The sequence below is a fragment of the Pseudomonas sp. B21-047 genome (genome assembly GCF_024748775.1).
Lineage (GTDB): Bacteria > Pseudomonadota > Gammaproteobacteria > Pseudomonadales > Pseudomonadaceae > Aquipseudomonas > Aquipseudomonas capeferrum.
The window spans coordinates 5,645,486-5,660,485 of the sequence record NZ_CP087169.1 but is presented as its reverse complement, the minus strand read 5'-3'; the positions used below and the strand labels follow the sequence as shown (position 1 = coordinate 5,660,485).

17 protein-coding genes are annotated in these 15,000 nt (G+C 63.4%); 13 read left to right on the top strand and 4 right to left on the bottom strand.

The features are described 5' to 3' along the window. Positions 1-57 precede the first annotated feature (57 nt). From oscA to LOY26_RS25555, 8 genes are all read left to right on the top strand, one after another. On the top strand, positions 58-240 hold the full coding sequence (gene oscA / locus LOY26_RS25590) for a sulfur starvation response protein OscA (protein ID WP_186657732.1): 183 nt from the start codon (positions 58-60) through the stop codon (positions 238-240). 50 nt (positions 241-290) lie between these two features. Further along, positions 291-1,298 (top strand): sulfate ABC transporter substrate-binding protein, encoded by a 1,008-nt coding sequence (locus LOY26_RS25585; RefSeq protein ID WP_033702118.1) that lies wholly within the window; start codon positions 291-293, stop codon positions 1,296-1,298. A gap of 87 nt (positions 1,299-1,385) precedes the next feature. Next, positions 1,386-2,204 carry a sulfate ABC transporter permease subunit CysT gene (gene cysT, locus LOY26_RS25580; protein WP_033702116.1) on the top strand — a complete coding sequence of 273 codons (819 nt, stop codon included), beginning with the start codon at positions 1,386-1,388 and terminating at the stop codon, positions 2,202-2,204. A 12-nt stretch (positions 2,205-2,216) separates the two neighbouring features. After that, positions 2,217-3,089, top strand: a complete 873-nt coding sequence (cysW, locus tag LOY26_RS25575) for a sulfate ABC transporter permease subunit CysW (protein WP_033702114.1) — start codon at positions 2,217-2,219, stop codon at positions 3,087-3,089. Between the two features lie 3 nt (positions 3,090-3,092). After that, the gene (locus tag LOY26_RS25570) at positions 3,093-4,082 is read left to right on the top strand and encodes a sulfate/molybdate ABC transporter ATP-binding protein (RefSeq protein ID WP_033702112.1); all 990 of its coding nucleotides are present in this window, start codon (positions 3,093-3,095) and stop codon (positions 4,080-4,082) included. 443 nt (positions 4,083-4,525) lie between these two features. Beyond that, positions 4,526-5,107, top strand: a complete 582-nt coding sequence (locus LOY26_RS25565) for an alpha/beta hydrolase (protein ID WP_258714229.1) — start codon at positions 4,526-4,528, stop codon at positions 5,105-5,107. 64 nt (positions 5,108-5,171) lie between these two features. Continuing rightward, on the top strand, positions 5,172-6,002 hold the full coding sequence (locus tag LOY26_RS25560) for a sigma 54-interacting transcriptional regulator (RefSeq protein WP_186664674.1): 831 nt from the start codon (positions 5,172-5,174) through the stop codon (positions 6,000-6,002). A 176-nt stretch (positions 6,003-6,178) separates the two neighbouring features. After that, positions 6,179-6,964 carry a MetQ/NlpA family ABC transporter substrate-binding protein gene (locus tag LOY26_RS25555; protein ID WP_258714228.1) on the top strand — a complete coding sequence of 262 codons (786 nt, stop codon included), beginning with the start codon at positions 6,179-6,181 and terminating at the stop codon, positions 6,962-6,964. A 105-nt stretch (positions 6,965-7,069) separates the two neighbouring features. Here LOY26_RS25555 and LOY26_RS25550 read toward each other — a convergent pair whose 3' ends face one another. Continuing rightward, positions 7,070-9,433 carry a penicillin acylase family protein gene (locus tag LOY26_RS25550; RefSeq protein ID WP_258714227.1) on the bottom strand — a complete coding sequence of 788 codons (2,364 nt, stop codon included), beginning with the start codon at positions 9,431-9,433 and terminating at the stop codon, positions 7,070-7,072. A gap of 86 nt (positions 9,434-9,519) precedes the next feature. On the opposite strand from LOY26_RS25550, the gene LOY26_RS25545 reads away from it, so the two are divergent. Next, positions 9,520-10,086 (top strand): sugar O-acetyltransferase, encoded by a 567-nt coding sequence (locus LOY26_RS25545; RefSeq protein ID WP_033702094.1) that lies wholly within the window; start codon positions 9,520-9,522, stop codon positions 10,084-10,086. Here the strand turns inward: LOY26_RS25545 and LOY26_RS25540 are convergent. Next, positions 10,065-10,622 (bottom strand): DUF6436 domain-containing protein, encoded by a 558-nt coding sequence (locus tag LOY26_RS25540; RefSeq protein WP_186664680.1) that lies wholly within the window; start codon positions 10,620-10,622, stop codon positions 10,065-10,067. The two genes, LOY26_RS25545 and LOY26_RS25540, sit on opposite strands and share 22 nt — an antisense overlap. Positions 10,623-10,857: 235 nt before the next feature. Between LOY26_RS25540 and LOY26_RS25535 the strand changes: the two genes are divergently transcribed. Then, the gene (locus tag LOY26_RS25535) at positions 10,858-11,784 is read left to right on the top strand and encodes an alpha/beta hydrolase (RefSeq protein ID WP_033702090.1); all 927 of its coding nucleotides are present in this window, start codon (positions 10,858-10,860) and stop codon (positions 11,782-11,784) included. Here the strand turns inward: LOY26_RS25535 and LOY26_RS25530 are convergent, their stop codons facing one another. Further along, on the bottom strand, positions 11,785-12,537 hold the full coding sequence (locus tag LOY26_RS25530) for a DUF2059 domain-containing protein (protein ID WP_186664682.1): 753 nt from the start codon (positions 12,535-12,537) through the stop codon (positions 11,785-11,787). A 113-nt stretch (positions 12,538-12,650) separates the two neighbouring features. On the opposite strand from LOY26_RS25530, the gene LOY26_RS25525 reads away from it, so the two are divergent. Together LOY26_RS25525 and LOY26_RS25520 are read left to right on the top strand one after the other, a co-directional pair. After that, complete coding sequence (locus tag LOY26_RS25525) at positions 12,651-13,283, top strand: 2OG-Fe(II) oxygenase (protein ID WP_033702087.1); 633 nt, start codon at positions 12,651-12,653, stop codon at positions 13,281-13,283. After that, on the top strand, positions 13,270-13,767 hold the full coding sequence (locus tag LOY26_RS25520; RefSeq protein ID WP_186657754.1) for a DUF523 domain-containing protein: 498 nt from the start codon (positions 13,270-13,272) through the stop codon (positions 13,765-13,767). Before LOY26_RS25525 ends, LOY26_RS25520 begins: the two co-directional genes overlap by 14 nt. Positions 13,768-13,773: 6 nt before the next feature. Here the strand turns inward: LOY26_RS25520 and LOY26_RS25515 are convergent, their stop codons facing one another. Then, entirely contained in the window at positions 13,774-14,262 is a 489-nt protein-coding gene (locus tag LOY26_RS25515) for a transporter substrate-binding domain-containing protein (protein ID WP_186657757.1), read from the bottom strand. A gap of 199 nt (positions 14,263-14,461) precedes the next feature. Here LOY26_RS25515 and LOY26_RS25510 point away from each other — a divergent pair, with 199 nt between their 5' ends. Continuing rightward, positions 14,462-14,941, top strand: coding sequence for a DUF4399 domain-containing protein (locus tag LOY26_RS25510; protein ID WP_186657759.1), 480 nt, complete (start codon positions 14,462-14,464; stop codon positions 14,939-14,941). Positions 14,942-15,000: the final 59 nt, after the last annotated feature.

Below are 15,000 nucleotides of genomic sequence, written 5' to 3'. Positions count from 1 at the left end.
AGGCGCACCCCCCCCTTCAAACCTCTGCCCGGCACCCTCACTGCAAGGAGAACGAGCATGAGTGCATCGCTGCGTAGCATCGACGGTCAGGACGAAGCCACCATTCTGCGTGAGATCCAGAGCGCCTTGCGCGATCTGCGCTTCGGTGCGGTGGAGATTACCGTGCACAACGCTCAGGTCGTCCAGATCGAGCGCAAGGAGAAGTTCCGCCTGCAACAGCCCGGCAGCAAGTCCGGCTGATCGCGCCACACCTTCCAAAAAATAGAAAAATGCCAATCGGGAGCTTCACCATGTCCATCCGCCGTTATGCGCTCGCCGCCCTGGCCAGTGCTGTTTTTGCCGGTTCCGCAATCGCCAAGGACTACGAACTGCTGAACGTGTCCTATGACCCGACCCGTGAGTTATACCAACAGTACAACGCCGAATTCATCAAGCACTGGCAGCAGTCCCACCCGGACGACAAGGTGAAGATCCAGCAATCCCACGGTGGCTCGGGCAAGCAGGGCCGTGCCGTGATCGATGGCCTGCGCGCCGACGTGGTGACCCTGGCCCTGGCCGGCGACATCGACGAAATCGCCAAGCTCGGCAAGACCCTGCCGGACAACTGGCAGACCCGCCTGCCGGACGCCAGCACCCCGTACACCTCGACCATCGTGTTCTTGGTGCGCAAGGGCAACCCGAAAGGCATCAAGGACTGGGGCGATCTGATCAAAAAAGACGTTTCGGTCATCACCCCGAACCCGAAAACCTCCGGCGGCGCACGCTGGAACTTCCTTGCCGCCTGGGCCTACGGCCTGAAGACCGGTGGTAGCGAAGACAAGGCCAAAGCCTATGTGCAAGAGCTGTTCAAGCACGTGCCAGTGCTGGATACCGGCGCCCGTGGCTCGACCATCACCTTCGTCAACAACGGCCAGGGCGACGTCCTGCTGGCCTGGGAAAACGAAGCCTTCCTGGCGCTGAAGGAAGACGGTGGCGCCGACAAGTTCGAAATCGTCGTGCCTTCGCTGTCGATCCTGGCCGAGCCACCGGTGGCCGTGGTCGACAAGAACGCCGAGAAGAAGGGCAATACCGCAATTGCCACCGAATACCTCAAGCACCTGTACAGCCCGGCTGGCCAGAAGATTGCCGCCGAGAACTTCTACCGCCCACGTGACGAGAAGGTCGCTGCCGAATTCGGCAAGCAATTCCCGAAACTGGACCTGGTAACCATCGACAAGGACTTCGGTGGCTGGAAAACTGCGCAACCGAAGTTCTTCAACGACGGCGGTGTGTTCGACCAGATCTATCAGGCCCAGTAATTCTGCGCCTGCGGGAGCAACACCCTTCAGTAGCCTGCACGGGCCCGGCTTAACCGCCGGGCTTCGTGCGTTCAACCAGGGATATTTATGTCACGTCGTATTTCCCCCGTCATACCCGGCTTCGGGCTGACGCTGGGCTACACCTTGGTGTACCTCAGCCTGATTGTGCTGATACCGCTGGCCGCGATGTTCGTGCATGCCGCGCAGCTGACCTGGGAGCAGTTCTGGACCATCATCAGCGCGCCGCGGGTGATCGCCGCGCTCAAGCTGAGTTTCGGCACCGCCCTGTTCGCCGCCATCATCAATGGCGTGATCGGCACCCTGCTGGCCTGGGTGCTGGTGCGCTACACCTTCCCCGGGCGCAAGATCATCGACGCGATGATCGACCTGCCATTCGCCCTGCCGACTGCCGTTGCCGGTATCGCCCTGACTGCCCTGTACGCGCCGGCGGGCTGGGTTGGCCAGTTCGCCACTGACCTGGGCTTCAAGATTGCCTACACGCCGCTGGGCATCACCCTGGCGCTCACCTTCGTCACGCTGCCATTCGTGGTGCGCACGGTGCAGCCGGTACTGGCCGACATCCCGCGTGAAGTGGAAGAGGCCGCCGCCTGCCTGGGCGCGAAACCGCTACAGGTGTTCCGCCATATACTGGCGCCAGCACTGCTGCCCGCCTGGCTGACCGGTTTTGCCCTGGCCTTCGCCCGCGGGGTGGGTGAGTATGGTTCGGTGATCTTCATTGCCGGCAACATGCCGATGAAGACCGAGATCCTGCCGCTGCTGATCATGGTCAAGCTCGACCAGTACGACTACACCGGCGCAACCGCCATCGGCGTGTTGATGCTGGTGGTTTCCTTCATTCTGCTGCTGCTGATCAACCTGCTGCAGCGCCGTATCGAAACCCCTTGAAGGAGGCCGGCTATGTCTAGTTCATCCCTGAGCGCTACTGCCGCCGCCAATGCTGCCCGGCGTGGCAGCGCCACCTCGCGGCGTATTCTGATCGGCCTTGGCTGGCTGGTGTTCGCGCTGTTCCTGCTGCTGCCGCTGGTGATCGTGGTGTCGCAGGCTTTGAAGAACGGGTTTGGCACCTTCTTCGAAGCGATTTTCGAGCCTGATGCGCTGTCTGCGCTCAGGCTGACCTTGCTGGCGGTGGCCATTTCGGTACCGCTGAACCTGGTGTTCGGCGTCAGCGCCGCGTGGTGCGTAAGCAAGTACACCTTCCGCGGCAAGAGCGTGCTGGTCACCCTGATCGACCTGCCGTTCTCGGTGTCGCCGGTGATCGCCGGCCTGGTCTACGTGCTGATGTTCGGTGCCCAAGGCTTCTTCGGGCCATGGCTGCAGGACCACGATATCCAGATCGTTTTTGCCTTACCGGGCATCGTGCTGGCCACCATCTTCGTCACCGTGCCGTTCGTGGCCCGTGAACTGATCCCGCTGATGCAGGAGCAGGGCACCCAGGAAGAAGAGGCCGCGCGCCTGCTCGGTGCCAATGGCTGGCAGATGTTCTGGCACGTGACCCTGCCGAACATCAAGTGGGGCCTGATCTACGGCGTGGTGCTGTGTACCGCGCGAGCCATGGGTGAGTTCGGCGCGGTGTCGGTGGTGTCGGGCCATATCCGCGGCGTCACCAACACCTTGCCGCTGCACGTGGAGATCCTCTACAACGAGTACAACCACGTTGCGGCCTTCAGCGTGGCCAGCCTGTTGCTGATCCTGGCGCTCTTCATCCTGCTGCTCAAGCAGTGGAGCGAGAACCGTATTAACCGCCTGCGCCACAGCGCTGCGGAGGAATAATTCATGTCGATCGAAGTTCGTAACGTCAGCAAGCGCTTCAACAGCTTCCAGGCCCTGGACAACATCAACCTGGATATCCACAGCGGTGAGCTGGTGGCCTTGCTCGGCCCGTCCGGCTGCGGCAAGACCACTCTGCTGCGCATCATCGCCGGGCTGGAAACGCCGGATGACGGCAGCATCGTGTTCCACGGCGAGGATGTGTCTGGCCACGACGTGCGTGATCGCAACGTCGGGTTCGTGTTCCAGCATTACGCGCTGTTCCGCCACATGAGCGTGTTCGACAACGTCGCTTTTGGCCTGCGCATGAAGCCCAAGGGCGAGCGCCCGAGCGAGAGCAAAATTGCCGAGAAAGTGCATGAGCTGCTGAACATGGTGCAGCTCGACTGGCTCTCCGACCGTTACCCCGAGCAGCTTTCCGGTGGCCAGCGCCAGCGTATCGCCCTGGCTCGCGCCTTGGCGGTGGAGCCCAAGGTGCTGTTGCTCGATGAGCCGTTCGGTGCCCTGGATGCCAAGGTGCGTAAAGAGCTGCGCCGCTGGCTGGCGCGCCTGCACGAGGACATCAACCTCACCTCGGTGTTCGTGACCCATGACCAGGAAGAGGCCATGGAAGTAGCGGACCGCATCGTGGTGATGAACAAGGGCGTGATCGAGCAGATCGGTTCGCCGGGTGAAGTGTACGAGCAGCCGGCCAACGACTTCGTTTATCACTTCCTGGGTGACTCCAACCGCCTGGCCTTGAGCGAAGGGAACCATGTGCTGTTCCGCCCCCACGAGGTGTCGCTGTCGCGGCATGAGACCGAGGGGCATCACGCCGCCGAGGTGCGCGACATTCGCCCGCTGGGCGCGACGACCCGGGTGACCTTGAAGGTGGAAGGGCAGAGCGAGCTGATCGAAGCTGAGGTGGTCAAGGACCACGATAGCCTGACGGGCCTGGCGCGGGGGGAGACGCTGTTCTTCAGGCCGAAGGTCTGGCAGAAGGTGGCGGATATCTGAGCCGCTTCAAAATAAAAACCCGGGCATGGTCCCTGATGCTGTTCACTTAAGTTCGCCGGGGGCCGCTCTGCGGCCCTTTCGCGGCACAAGGCCGCTTGTACATTTGTTGCGGGCCAATTATTCCTGAGGCATTGGCGCGCGGCCCCCTTTGGCGCCCGCCTCGATATCGCGTCGTACAAACAAGGCGGTCGCGTACGCAGGGACAGGCGTGATTGGCCCGAAACAAATGGAGCGAGCTAGCTCGCGATGCGCCGCCCGCGCGGCGCTCGGTTTACGCATCACCGCAACCCCTGAACCAGGCACCACGACGCCATCACACATCCCCATCTCAGTCGCTCTGTAAATGAATTTAAGTTATTAATAAATAGCTTCTTATTCCTTTACGAATATGACTGCCTCCCTATACTGGTCTCCAAGCACGCAAACTCACTGGAGGCGTCCCCATGCGCAATGAGCCTATTCGTTACCTGATTGTGCCGGGCTGGCAAGGATCGCCAGACAACCATTGGCAGAGTCACTGGCAGCGCACCCTGCCCAACAGCGCCCGGGTAGAGCAGCACGACTGGCTGACCCCGCAACGGCGCGATTGGGTGCAGGCCCTGGAGCAGGCGATTACCGCCGAACGCTCGCCGGTGATCCTCATCGCCCACAGCCTGGGCTGCATCACCGTCGCCCACTGGGCCGCCGAGGCCAGCCCGGCATTGCTGCGCCAAGTGCGTGGCGCGCTGCTGGTGGCGCCTGCGGATGTCGAACGGCCGACCTGCGGGCCGGCCCTGCGCAACTTCGCGCCGATCCCGATGCAGGCGCTGCCGTTCCCAAGCCAGGTGGTCAGCTCCGACAACGACCCGGCAGTGAGCGTGCCGCGTGCACTGCACCTGGCCCAGGCCTGGGGTGCTGAAGCGGGGTTGCTGACCAATGCCGGGCATATCAACGTCAAGTCCGGCCACGAGCGTTGGGAACAAGGCTTCGCCTACCTGTATCGCCTGCAGAGCCGGGTCGAGCAGCGCGCACTGCGCCGCGCCTGATCGCCCCTACTGATTACCGTTAGCCTGACGCCCGGCCATCGAAGGCCTGGGGCGGGAGTTCGTCATGACCTTTCAAAACCCGTTTGGCCAGCCGCTGCTGACCTTCCCCGAGCTGGACAAGAGCCCGCTGAGCATTCGTGCCAAGGCCCTGGTGTTCATCGACCCCCGTTCGCAACAGCTTCGCCAAGACCTCGAACGCCTGGCGCCACTGCCCTTGCCTGTGCTGATTCGTGGCGAGACCGGCACCGGCAAGGAGTTGCTGGCACGGCAGATTCATCGCGCCAGTGACCGCAGCGGGCTGTTCGTGTCGGTCAATTGCGCGGCTATCAGCCCGACCTACGCCGACGCCGAATTGTTCGGCTATAGCGCTGGTGCCCACAGCGGCACTGCCAGCAGCCGCGCCGGGTGGTTCGGTTCGGCCAACGGCGGCACCCTGTACCTGGACGAGATAGCCGACTTGCCGCTGGAGATCCAAGGCAAGCTGCTGGCCGCGCTGGAAAACCGCGAAGTGACCCGCGTCGGCGCGCAGCAGCCTCAGCCTGTGGATGTGCGCCTGGTGGCGGCGACCAGCATCGACCTGGCGCGGGTGGTGAAGGCTGGCAGGTTCAATGAGCGCCTGTACCAATACCTGCGCGAGGGCGCGCTGGAACTGCCCCCCTTACGCGAGCGCCGTGGCGATATTCTGCCGTTGGCCGAGTACTTTGTGGGTATCTACACCGCCCGCCTGCAACGCTCGGTGCCGCTGATCAGCGACGCGGCCCAGCAGGTGCTGGAAACCCATGCCTGGCCCGGCAACACCCGCGAGCTGGAGAACGTCATCCACTTCGCCCTGCTGGTGAATGACAGCGAAGAGATCCAGCCGGAGGACCTCGACCTGCCCAACCCTGCGCGTTAGACAGCGCTCATAAGCAAAGGCGGTGATGGCAGTTTGTTTTTGGAATAAGCAGCTAATTAAAAGATATTGTTACGGTATAAGAAATCTCGGTATTGTCCGCTTCATGCCCACCCCACACGGGGCAGGGCACCCGACTTCGCCATCGCCGATGGCCCAGATTCAGAACAAGGACCACCATGAAGAAGACCCTGCTGACCACTGCCCTGGCCGCCGCCCTGTCGCTCGCTGGCCTGGCCAATGCCGCCGAAAAACTGGTGGTGGCTGCTACCCCGGTGCCGCATGCCGAGATTCTCGAGCTGATCAAGCCGACCCTGGCCAAGGAAGGCGTGGACCTGCAGATCAAAGTCTTCACCGACTACGTGCAGCCCAACGTGCAGGTTGACCAGAAGCGTCTGGACGCCAACTACTTCCAGACCCTGCCGTACCTGCAGAACTTCAACGAGGGCAAAGGCACTCACCTGGAAACCGTGGTCGGCGTGCACGTCGAACCGTTCGGTGGCTACTCGAAGAAGGTAAAGAGCCTGAGCGAGCTGAAGGAAGGCGCTACTGTTGCCATCCCTAACGAGGGCAGCAACAGCGGCCGTGCCCTGCTGCTGCTGCAGAAGGCTGGCTTGATCACGCTGAAAGATCCGAAAAATGCCTTGGCCACCCCGAAAGACATCGCCACGAACCCGAAGAATCTGAAATTCCGCGAGCTGGAATCGGCCATGCTGCCGCGTGTGCTGGATCAGGTTGACCTGGACATGATCAACACCAACTACGCCCTGGAATCCGGCTTGAACCCGGCCAAGGATGCGCTGGTGATCGAAGGCGCCGATTCGCCGTACGTGAACTTCCTGGTAGCCCGCCCGGACAACAAGGACAGCGACGCCATCCAGAAGCTGGCCAAGGCCCTGACCAGCCCGGAAGTGAAGGAATTCATCGCCAAGAAATACAGCGGTGCGGTACTGCCGGCGTTCTGATCTGGTTGTAGCCCTCCCGCACGGTCCAGGTACTGCACAAACCTGTGTTCCAGTGCCCATCCTGTGGGAGCGGGCTTGCCCCGCGAATGGGCTGCGCAGCAGCCCTTACTCAGCCGGCAGCAATCTCAAAGTGCTCTGCGCCGGAATCACTCCCATCTGTGCCTTCTGATACTGCCCCTCGATATAACCCTTGGCCTGATCCGCATAATGCCGATCAAACGGCACGCCACTTTGCCCAACCGGGTTGCTCGTCAATGCCTGCCCTGCATCGGCAAAGTCGATCAGCCTTCGCGTCGAAGGCCCATAAGTCACCGGCCATGGCGCCGGCCCGATCTTCGCCGACAGATTGTTGGGCACCTCATGCGTGCCTGGCGCGGCAAACGGGCCGACGTTGAACAGCAGGTTCAGCGGCTTTTTCACGCCGAGCGGATGGTTATGGGTCAAGGTATGGGCCTTGCCCCATTGCCAACTGGCCGGGTCGCTGCCCAGGGTATCGCGCAGGTGCTTCAAGCTCTTCTGCCAGGCGATGCGCACGATTGCCGCGCGGTCGGTACGTTCGTTGGCACCTCGGGTGCTCCACCAGGGCGACGCGGCATCCGCTGCGAGGCGGGGCAGGGCGGCATCGATGGCACGGGTGCTGATCAGCACCGGGAACCAGGTGTCGCCCAGTTCGTCATGCAGGGCAGCGAATGCCAGTTCATAGAGAAACTGGTTGAACAGCGTCGCGCTGGTCGAGTCCAGCGGGTAGTCACCGCCCCAGGCGGCCAGTTGCTCGACCAGCTCTTTTTCCTCGTCGCCCTCGGCCACCGCGCGCAGCGTCGCCAGCAACGGGGCAAGGGTGCGCGGGCCATAATCGCTGGTGGTGTCCAGCTGCAAGGCCTGGCTGTTCTGGGTGTCCCATTTCACGTCAGGGGTGGCCAGGTGGCGGTCGAGCTGGCGGCCGCGGTCCGGCAAGTTGTAGTAGCCCGGGACGGGCACTGCCGAGGGCGGCTGATAGTTGGCCGAAACGATGTAGCCGCGTGCCGGGTTCTCTTGCTGCGGGTTGGCACTGAAGGGGTAGAAACCGAGCTTGTCCGCCTGCGGGCCGGCGCCATCGAGGATGAATGTCGGGTTGACGCCTTGCGGGCGGATCGGCAGTTGTGCCGCTGCCCACCAGCCGATATCGCCACGGGCATTGGCCCAGACGAAGTTCAGCCCAGGCGCCTGAACCTTGGCGGCGGCCTCGCGCATCTTGCCCAGGGTGTCGGCACGGTTGAGCTGGTAGAACCCGTCGAGAATCGGGTTTTCGGTTTCAAGAAAAGCCCACCACATGGCCACCGGCGTGGTCCCGGCGCTTGCGCCCAGCACCTCGTTGACGATCGGGCCGTGGGGCGAGCGGCGCAGGCTGATGGTGACCGGAGCCTCGCCTTTGACGGCGATGGTCTGTTCAGTCTTTTCCAGTGTTTGCCATGTGCCGTCGATCATCACCTGGTCGCTGTTGGCGGGGTTGGTCCGTTCGGCGATCAGGTCGACGTCATCGTTCTGAAACATGGTCAGGCTCCAGCCGAAGTCGCGGTTGTGCCCGAGCAGTGCGAAGGGGTTCAGGGCCTGGAAGTAGCCGTAGAGGTTGAACCCAGGCGCCGACAGTTCGGCCTCGTACCACACCGCCGGCACTGCGAAACTGATGTGCGGGTCACCGGCCAGCAGGGGCTTGCCGCTGCGGGTACGGCTGCCGGAAACGGCCCAGGCGTTGCTGCCTTCGAACTGCGGGATACCGGCGTCGTTCAGGGCGTCATGGCTGAGCCGGGCAAGTGCCTCCAGGCTGCGCCAGTCGGCGGCGGCCAAGGGGCTAGCCAAGGCACCCTCGGGCTGCCAGTCGAGGTCGAAGATCTTCAGGTACTGCGGACCAAGCTGGTCGCGGATGTAGGTCAGTGCCGGCTCGGTACGGAACGCGGCGGCGAAACTGTAGGCCAGGTAGCCGGCGATGCTGAGGGTGTCTTCGGCAGTGAACGGACGTGGGGTAATGCCCAGCAGGTCGAATTCGATTGGCTTGGGGTGGCTGGCCTGCCAGCTGTCGATGCCTTCAAGGTAGGCTTGCAAGGCCTGCCAGGCGGGCGATTGACGGTCCAGCCGCTGCACCATCAGTGCCGCCTGATCGCGGATGCGCAGGCTGCGGAACAGGGTATCGGTGGGCAGCAGTTTGTCGCCAAGCACCTCGGCCAGCTCGCCTCGGGCCAGGCGGCGCATGATCTCCATCTGGAACAACCGGTCCTGGGCATGCACGTAGCCCAAGGCGCGGTACAGGTCCTGTTCGTTCTGCGCCTGCAGGTGCGGCACGCCGCGCGCGTCATAGCGCACACTGACCGGCGCCTGCAGGCCGGCGATCAGCACCTCGCCCTCGCGTTGTGGCAGCTTGCCGTGCACGTACCAGTAACCGGCGCCAGCGGCCACGGCGATCACCACGGCCAACAGGGTCAGGCTGCGCTTCATCGAGACTCCTTGTGCATTCGAACGGAAACTGTGGTCCGATCATCGACGGATTCGCGAACAGAGCATAGCCCTCGAAAGGAGTTTCCATGTCCCTCAGCGAAAAACAGAAAATGCTCAGCGGCCAGCTCTACCACGCAGGCTGCCCCGAGCTGCAGGCCGAGCAGATTGCCAACAAGCACTGGATGCATCGCTACAACAACAGCTTCGAACTGCTCAACGACGCACGTCACAGCCTGCTGGCCGAGCACTTTGGCCAAGCCGGCGAAGGCACGGTGATCCGCCCGCCGTTCTATTGCGACTATGGCTACAACATCAACGTTGGCAGCAATACGTTCATGAACTTCAACTGCGTGATCCTCGATGTACTGCCGGTGCACATCGGCGACGATTGCCAGATTGGCCCGGCGGTGCAGATCTACACCGCCGACCACCCATTGGACCCTGAGCTGCGCCGCACCGGCCTTGAAAGCGGTCGGCCGGTGACCCTCGGCAACAATGTGTGGATTGGCGGCGGGGCGATCATCCTGCCGGGGGTGACCATTGGCGACAACGCGGTGGTCGGCGCGGGCAGCGTGGTGACGCGCGATGTGCCCGCGGGTGCGGTGGTGGTGGGTAACCCGGCGCGGGTGCGTCAGGCGCCCCAAGGGCAGTAGCAACCCACCGCCAGGGTGTTGGAGGCGGTCACTGGGCGGCCGTCGAGCAACGCCTTGATAATCGGCTCGATGAAGCTGTTGCTGGCGTTGCACACCGCGCCCTCGCTGTAGGGGCCGAAGTAGGCCAGGTGGCCTTGCCGGTCCCAGATGGCCACGGCCGGGGAGGCGGGCAGGTGTTCGCTGCCAGGAAGGCTGGCGAGGGGCTTGAGGGCAGTGAGGTTCGCCGGTAGCTGGCCGTGGCTGCCGGGCTTTTGCAACACATGGAAGGTGACGCCCTGGCCTGTGAACTGGCTGACCAGGTCGCCCAGGTGTTGCTGGTTACCGACATTGCACGGGCAGGCCGGGTCCCAGAAGTGCACGACGCGGATCGGCCCGGGGCCGGCCAGTTCAGGGGGCAGTTGCAGTTGGCTGCCGTCGAACAGGGTGGTCTGGTTGTCGAACGGGCGCAGGTAGCGGGCCTGGAAGGCGTCGTAGGCCAGCCACAGGGTGAGGATGCAGAGCAACAGGGCAAGCAGTTTGATGGCGCGAGTATTCATGAGGGTGTCCGCGGGCCTTTGTAGGAGCGGCCTTGCGTCGCGAACGGGGTGCGGAGCAGCCCCAGGATTTCAGCTTCGCCGCCGACATTGCCGGGGCTGCTCCGCACCCCATTCGCGACGCAAGGCCGCTCCTACAAGGACCGATGCCAGGCATTGGTAAGTGACCAAGCTTGCCACGTTGAGGCTCAGAGCTGAATATCACAGATCAATACTCGCTTCGCTCTGGATGTACCCAATGCCCGCTGCCTTACTCCCCGACCTGCTGCGCGCCAGCCTGGCGCCCTTGACCGATCGCCAGCCGTTGTCGGCGCAGGGTCGGGATTACCAGCATTTCTACGGCCTGGATCTGCCTGTACAGCGCTGGCTGGGTGGCTTCCAGGCGGCCGGGTTCGATGTGGTCGGGCAAGTCTGGCTACCACCGCAGCCGGTGGCCACCGTATTCCTGCTGCATGGCTATTACGACCACATGGGTCTCTATCGGCATGTGATCGAGTGGGCGCTGGGCCAGGGCTACGCGGTGATCAGCTGCGACTTGCCCGGGCATGGCCTATCCAGTGGTGAGCGGGCCAGTATCAGTGACTTCTCGCTGTATCAGCAGGTGCTCGATACCCTGTTCGAGCAAGCACGCAGGCTGGACCTGCCGCGCCCTTGGCACCTGTGCGGGCAGAGTACGGGTGGCGCCATCGTGGTCGACCACCTGTTGCACCGGGGCGAGCAAAGCCCGGCCGACGGACAGGTGATTCTGCTTGCGCCGCTGGTGCGGCCCAGTGCCTGGCGGTGGTCGAAGTTCAGCTACTGCGTGCTGCGCCATTTCGTCAACGGCATCGAACGGCGGTTCAGTGAGAACACCAATGACCCGGCATTCCTGACGTTCCTGGAGGCCGACCCGCTGCAACCGCGCCGCCTCCCGACCGCATGGGTCGGTGCACTGATCGCCTGGGTCAAGCGCATAGAAGCGGCGCCACGCAGCACGCGGCGGCCCTTGATCGTACAGGGTGAGGCGGATGGCACGGTAGACTGGCCCTACAACCTCGAAGTGCTCAAGGCCAAGTTCACCGAGCCGCAGATCCTGATGCTGCCCGACGCGCGGCACCACTTGGCCAATGAACTGCCCGGCATTCGCCAGCGTTACTTCGCCTTCATCGACCAGCGCCTGGGCTGATCACTTGAGGTCGGCAGCGCTCTGGCCCACCGCCAGCCCCGCTCGCACCGCCGCCAGTGCCGCCTGGTAATACGCCTTGCCTTCGGTCGATTCGGCGAAGGTGGCGAACGCTTCAAGCTCGGCGTCGGACAAGTCGCGGTAGACGTACAGCAAGGTATTGTTGAGGTCTTCGCCGATCTGGTTCATCAGCCGTTGGCGCTGGCCGTCGAGCAGGCCCTGGGCCTGGCCGCCGCCGAACAGGCCGGGGATCATCGAGCTGAGGCTGTCGGCGGCGACGCCGGCAATCGCCAGGCTGACTTCGGCACCCGCCTCGCGGGCTGGCAGCGCCTGGGCCAGGTGGCCGATGAGCAGCAAACGGTCGTCGCTGGCCTGGATCTTCGGCAGGCCTTTGGCATGCTTGGCCAATTGGTCCTTGCGCGTGGCCTGCAGTTCGGCGGCCACCACCTTGCGGCCCAGCGGCGACTGGAAGAAGGCCAGCGCGGGTGCGGGGTTGTTCAGGGTGGCACGCAGTTGCGCCTGGGCACGACGGTCCACGGCCTGGGCCTGGAAGCGCTGATTGCTGTTGTTGACCAGCGCTTGGTAGACCGCAGGCGGCAGGCTGTTGCGATAGCGTTCCTGGGCGGCGCTCAGGGCATCGTTGAAGTGGGCGCGCTGGTCGGGCCAGCCGGCGGCCTTGTACAGTTGATCCAGGTTGTCTGCCCAGACAGGCATGGCGCAGATCATCAGCAGAATCAGGGAAAACAGACGGCGCATTCAGGACTCCTGTCGGCAGGCTGCCATTGTCCTTGTCCCAGCGTCGGTTTGTCGAGATACCTGCGCGCTTCTCAGCCAAGTGGCGCTGTGCGAGTGCAGGGCTAATGGATATGATGCGCGCCATGCACACCTCCCCTGAACACCCGATGCTTGCGGCCGTCGTCGACGATCTGGCCACCCATGGCTGGTCCCAGCAGGCGCTCTTTCTGCCTGCCGACCTGGTGCGCGCGCTTGCGGCCGAGTGCCGACGCCGTGATGCCGAAGGCGAACTCAACCCGGCTGGGGTCGGGCGCGGGGCTTCACAGGAGGTACGCGAGGCGATCCGCGGCGACCAGATCCAGTGGATCGACCCCGGCCAGGCCGCCGCCTGCGACCAGTACCTGGCAGCCATGGACCAGCTACGCCTGGCCATCAACCAGGGGCTGTTTCTCGGCCTGGAAGACTTCGAATGCCATTTCGCCCTGTACCCACCAGGGGCGTTCTACCGCCGTCACCTGGATCGCTTCCGTGACGATGACCGGCGCATGGTCTCGGCGGTGTTCTACCTGAACGAGGGTTGGCAGCCGCAGGATGGCGGCCAGTTACGCATGTTCCTGGCCAATGGTGTCGAGCACGATGTGCAGCCTGTGGCCGGCTGCCTGGTGGTGTTTCTGGCGGGCGATGTGCCCCATGAGGTATTGCCGGCCGGGCGTGAGCGACTGTCGTTGACCGGCTGGTTCCGCAGGCGTGGCAATGACCCGTTCTGAGCTGCCGAAGGTACTGGTCAGCGCTTGCCTGCTGGGGCAGCCGGTGCGCTATGACGGCCGCGCCAGTGGCCACCCGGGCCTATTGCAGCTCTGGCAGGGCGAAGGGCGGGTGGTGCCGTTGTGCCCGGAAGTGGCCGGCGGCCTGCCGACCCCGCGCCCGCCTGCGGAGATCCCCGGCGGACAGGGCGGCGAGGTGCTCGACGGCCAGGCACAGGTGTTGACGGTAACCGGTGAGGACGTCAGCGACGCCTTCCTGGCGGGTGCTCAACTGGCATTGGCGCTGGTGCGCCGGCACGGGATTCGGGTCGCGGTGCTCAAGTCCGGCAGCCCCTCGTGTGGTAATCGCCTGACCTACGATGGCACCTTCAGTGGGGTGAAAGTGCCGGGGGAAGGGGTGACCACGGCCTTGCTGCGGCGCGAGGGGGTGCTGGTGTTCAGTGAGCTGGAGCTGGATGAAGCGCAGCAGGCACTGGCGAACGTGTAGGCGCGGTCACTGGCCTGCGGCCGTCTCCTGCACACCCTTGAACCACTTCTGCTCAAGCTCCGCCGTGCGCCCGCTGTCCTTGAGGCGCTGCAAGGCGTTGTTCACCGCGCTCTCGAATGCCGGGTTGTCCTTCTGGAACGGGATGACCAGCTTTTTCTCGCCAAAAGGCTGGCTCAGGTCGAACGGTGTATCGGCTTTGGGCGCGTTGTCCAACGGGGTCAGGGTGATGTCGTACTTGCCACTTTCGACACCTGGCAGCACTTCGGCCGCAGGCGTTTCGATGAACTCGGCACGCAGGTCCAGTTGGTTGGCCAACGCTTGGCCGAAGTCGATTTCAAAGCCCGTCAGGTGGTCGTTTTCTTTGAACGCATACGGCGAGTTGTCGGCCTGCACGGCAATGCGCAGTTCGCCCCGGTCGGCGATTTCGTCGATCAGCTCGGCTTGAGCCAATGGCGTGATCAGTACTGCCAGCAGTACACCTATGGTCGAACGCATGTAATGCCCCTTTATCCTTTGGCAAATGAATAACTTTCGCCACGACTTTCTTCCTCGTCGTGGTCGAGCGCAGCCTATGACCTTGAAGCCTTGGCGAGGTTTAACCCTAACTGAAATATTTCTCTTTGTGGGCTATGGTGAACTACCGCCGCCGATCGTTTGCAGGTGGCGGTCAATAAGTGAATCACAGGAGAAGTGAATGAACAGCCTATTTTCGCGTGCTGCCGTAGCCGGTCTGCTGATGGGGGCCTCGGTGTTCGCCAGTGCTGCGGATGCCCTGAAGAGCCAGGAGCCGCCCAAGGATGCCAAGGTCTTCATCGTTTCCCCCGCCGATGGCGCTACGGTCGACAAGACCTTCACCGTCAAGTTCGGCATCGAGGGCATGGGGCTAAAACCTGCGGGTGACCAGACCCCGCATACCGGGCATCACCATTTGCTGGTGGATGTCGACAAGCAGCCGGTGGCCGACATGCCGCTGCCAACCAGCCTGATGCCGGAGAACAATGCGCCGCTGCCGGCCGGCCCGCAAGTGCTGCACTTCGGCAAGGCACAGACCGAGGCGACCATTACCCTGACGCCGGGCAAGCACACCTTGCAGCTGGTGCTGGGTGACCAGTATCACGTGCCGTTCAAGCCGAGCGTTGAATCGAAGAAGGTCACGGTCACTGTGGAAGAGTGAAACAGGCCTGCGCAGCAGGCCCAGGATCCAAACGAAAAAGGGAGGCCACCAGGGCCTCC

Bases quoted from the DNA above. Each gene is read 5' to 3' on its own strand.
- cysT (WP_033702116.1), top strand. From the start codon at position 1,386: ATGTCACGTCGTATTTCCCCCGTCATACCCGGCTTCGGGCTGACGCTG.
- LOY26_RS25545 (WP_033702094.1), top strand. From the start codon at position 9,520: ATGTCCCTCAGCGAAAAACAGAAAATGCTCAGCGGCCAGCTCTACCAC.
- LOY26_RS25520 (WP_186657754.1), top strand. From the start codon at position 13,270: ATGACCCGTTCTGAGCTGCCGAAGGTACTGGTCAGCGCTTGCCTGCTG.
- LOY26_RS25570 (WP_033702112.1), top strand. From the start codon at position 3,093: ATGTCGATCGAAGTTCGTAACGTCAGCAAGCGCTTCAACAGCTTCCAG.
- LOY26_RS25530 (WP_186664682.1), bottom strand. From the start codon at position 12,537: ATGCGCCGTCTGTTTTCCCTGATTCTGCTGATGATCTGCGCCATGCCT.
- cysW (WP_033702114.1), top strand. From the start codon at position 2,217: ATGTCTAGTTCATCCCTGAGCGCTACTGCCGCCGCCAATGCTGCCCGG.
- LOY26_RS25515 (WP_186657757.1), bottom strand. From the start codon at position 14,262: ATGCGTTCGACCATAGGTGTACTGCTGGCAGTACTGATCACGCCATTG.
- LOY26_RS25540 (WP_186664680.1), bottom strand. From the start codon at position 10,622: ATGAATACTCGCGCCATCAAACTGCTTGCCCTGTTGCTCTGCATCCTC.
- LOY26_RS25565 (WP_258714229.1), top strand. From the start codon at position 4,526: ATGCGCAATGAGCCTATTCGTTACCTGATTGTGCCGGGCTGGCAAGGA.
- LOY26_RS25550 (WP_258714227.1), bottom strand. From the start codon at position 9,433: ATGAAGCGCAGCCTGACCCTGTTGGCCGTGGTGATCGCCGTGGCCGCT.
- oscA (WP_186657732.1), top strand. From the start codon at position 58: ATGAGTGCATCGCTGCGTAGCATCGACGGTCAGGACGAAGCCACCATT.
- LOY26_RS25510 (WP_186657759.1), top strand. From the start codon at position 14,462: ATGAACAGCCTATTTTCGCGTGCTGCCGTAGCCGGTCTGCTGATGGGG.
- LOY26_RS25585 (WP_033702118.1), top strand. From the start codon at position 291: ATGTCCATCCGCCGTTATGCGCTCGCCGCCCTGGCCAGTGCTGTTTTT.
- LOY26_RS25560 (WP_186664674.1), top strand. From the start codon at position 5,172: ATGACCTTTCAAAACCCGTTTGGCCAGCCGCTGCTGACCTTCCCCGAG.
- LOY26_RS25525 (WP_033702087.1), top strand. From the start codon at position 12,651: ATGCGCGCCATGCACACCTCCCCTGAACACCCGATGCTTGCGGCCGTC.
- LOY26_RS25555 (WP_258714228.1), top strand. From the start codon at position 6,179: ATGAAGAAGACCCTGCTGACCACTGCCCTGGCCGCCGCCCTGTCGCTC.
- LOY26_RS25535 (WP_033702090.1), top strand. From the start codon at position 10,858: ATGCCCGCTGCCTTACTCCCCGACCTGCTGCGCGCCAGCCTGGCGCCC.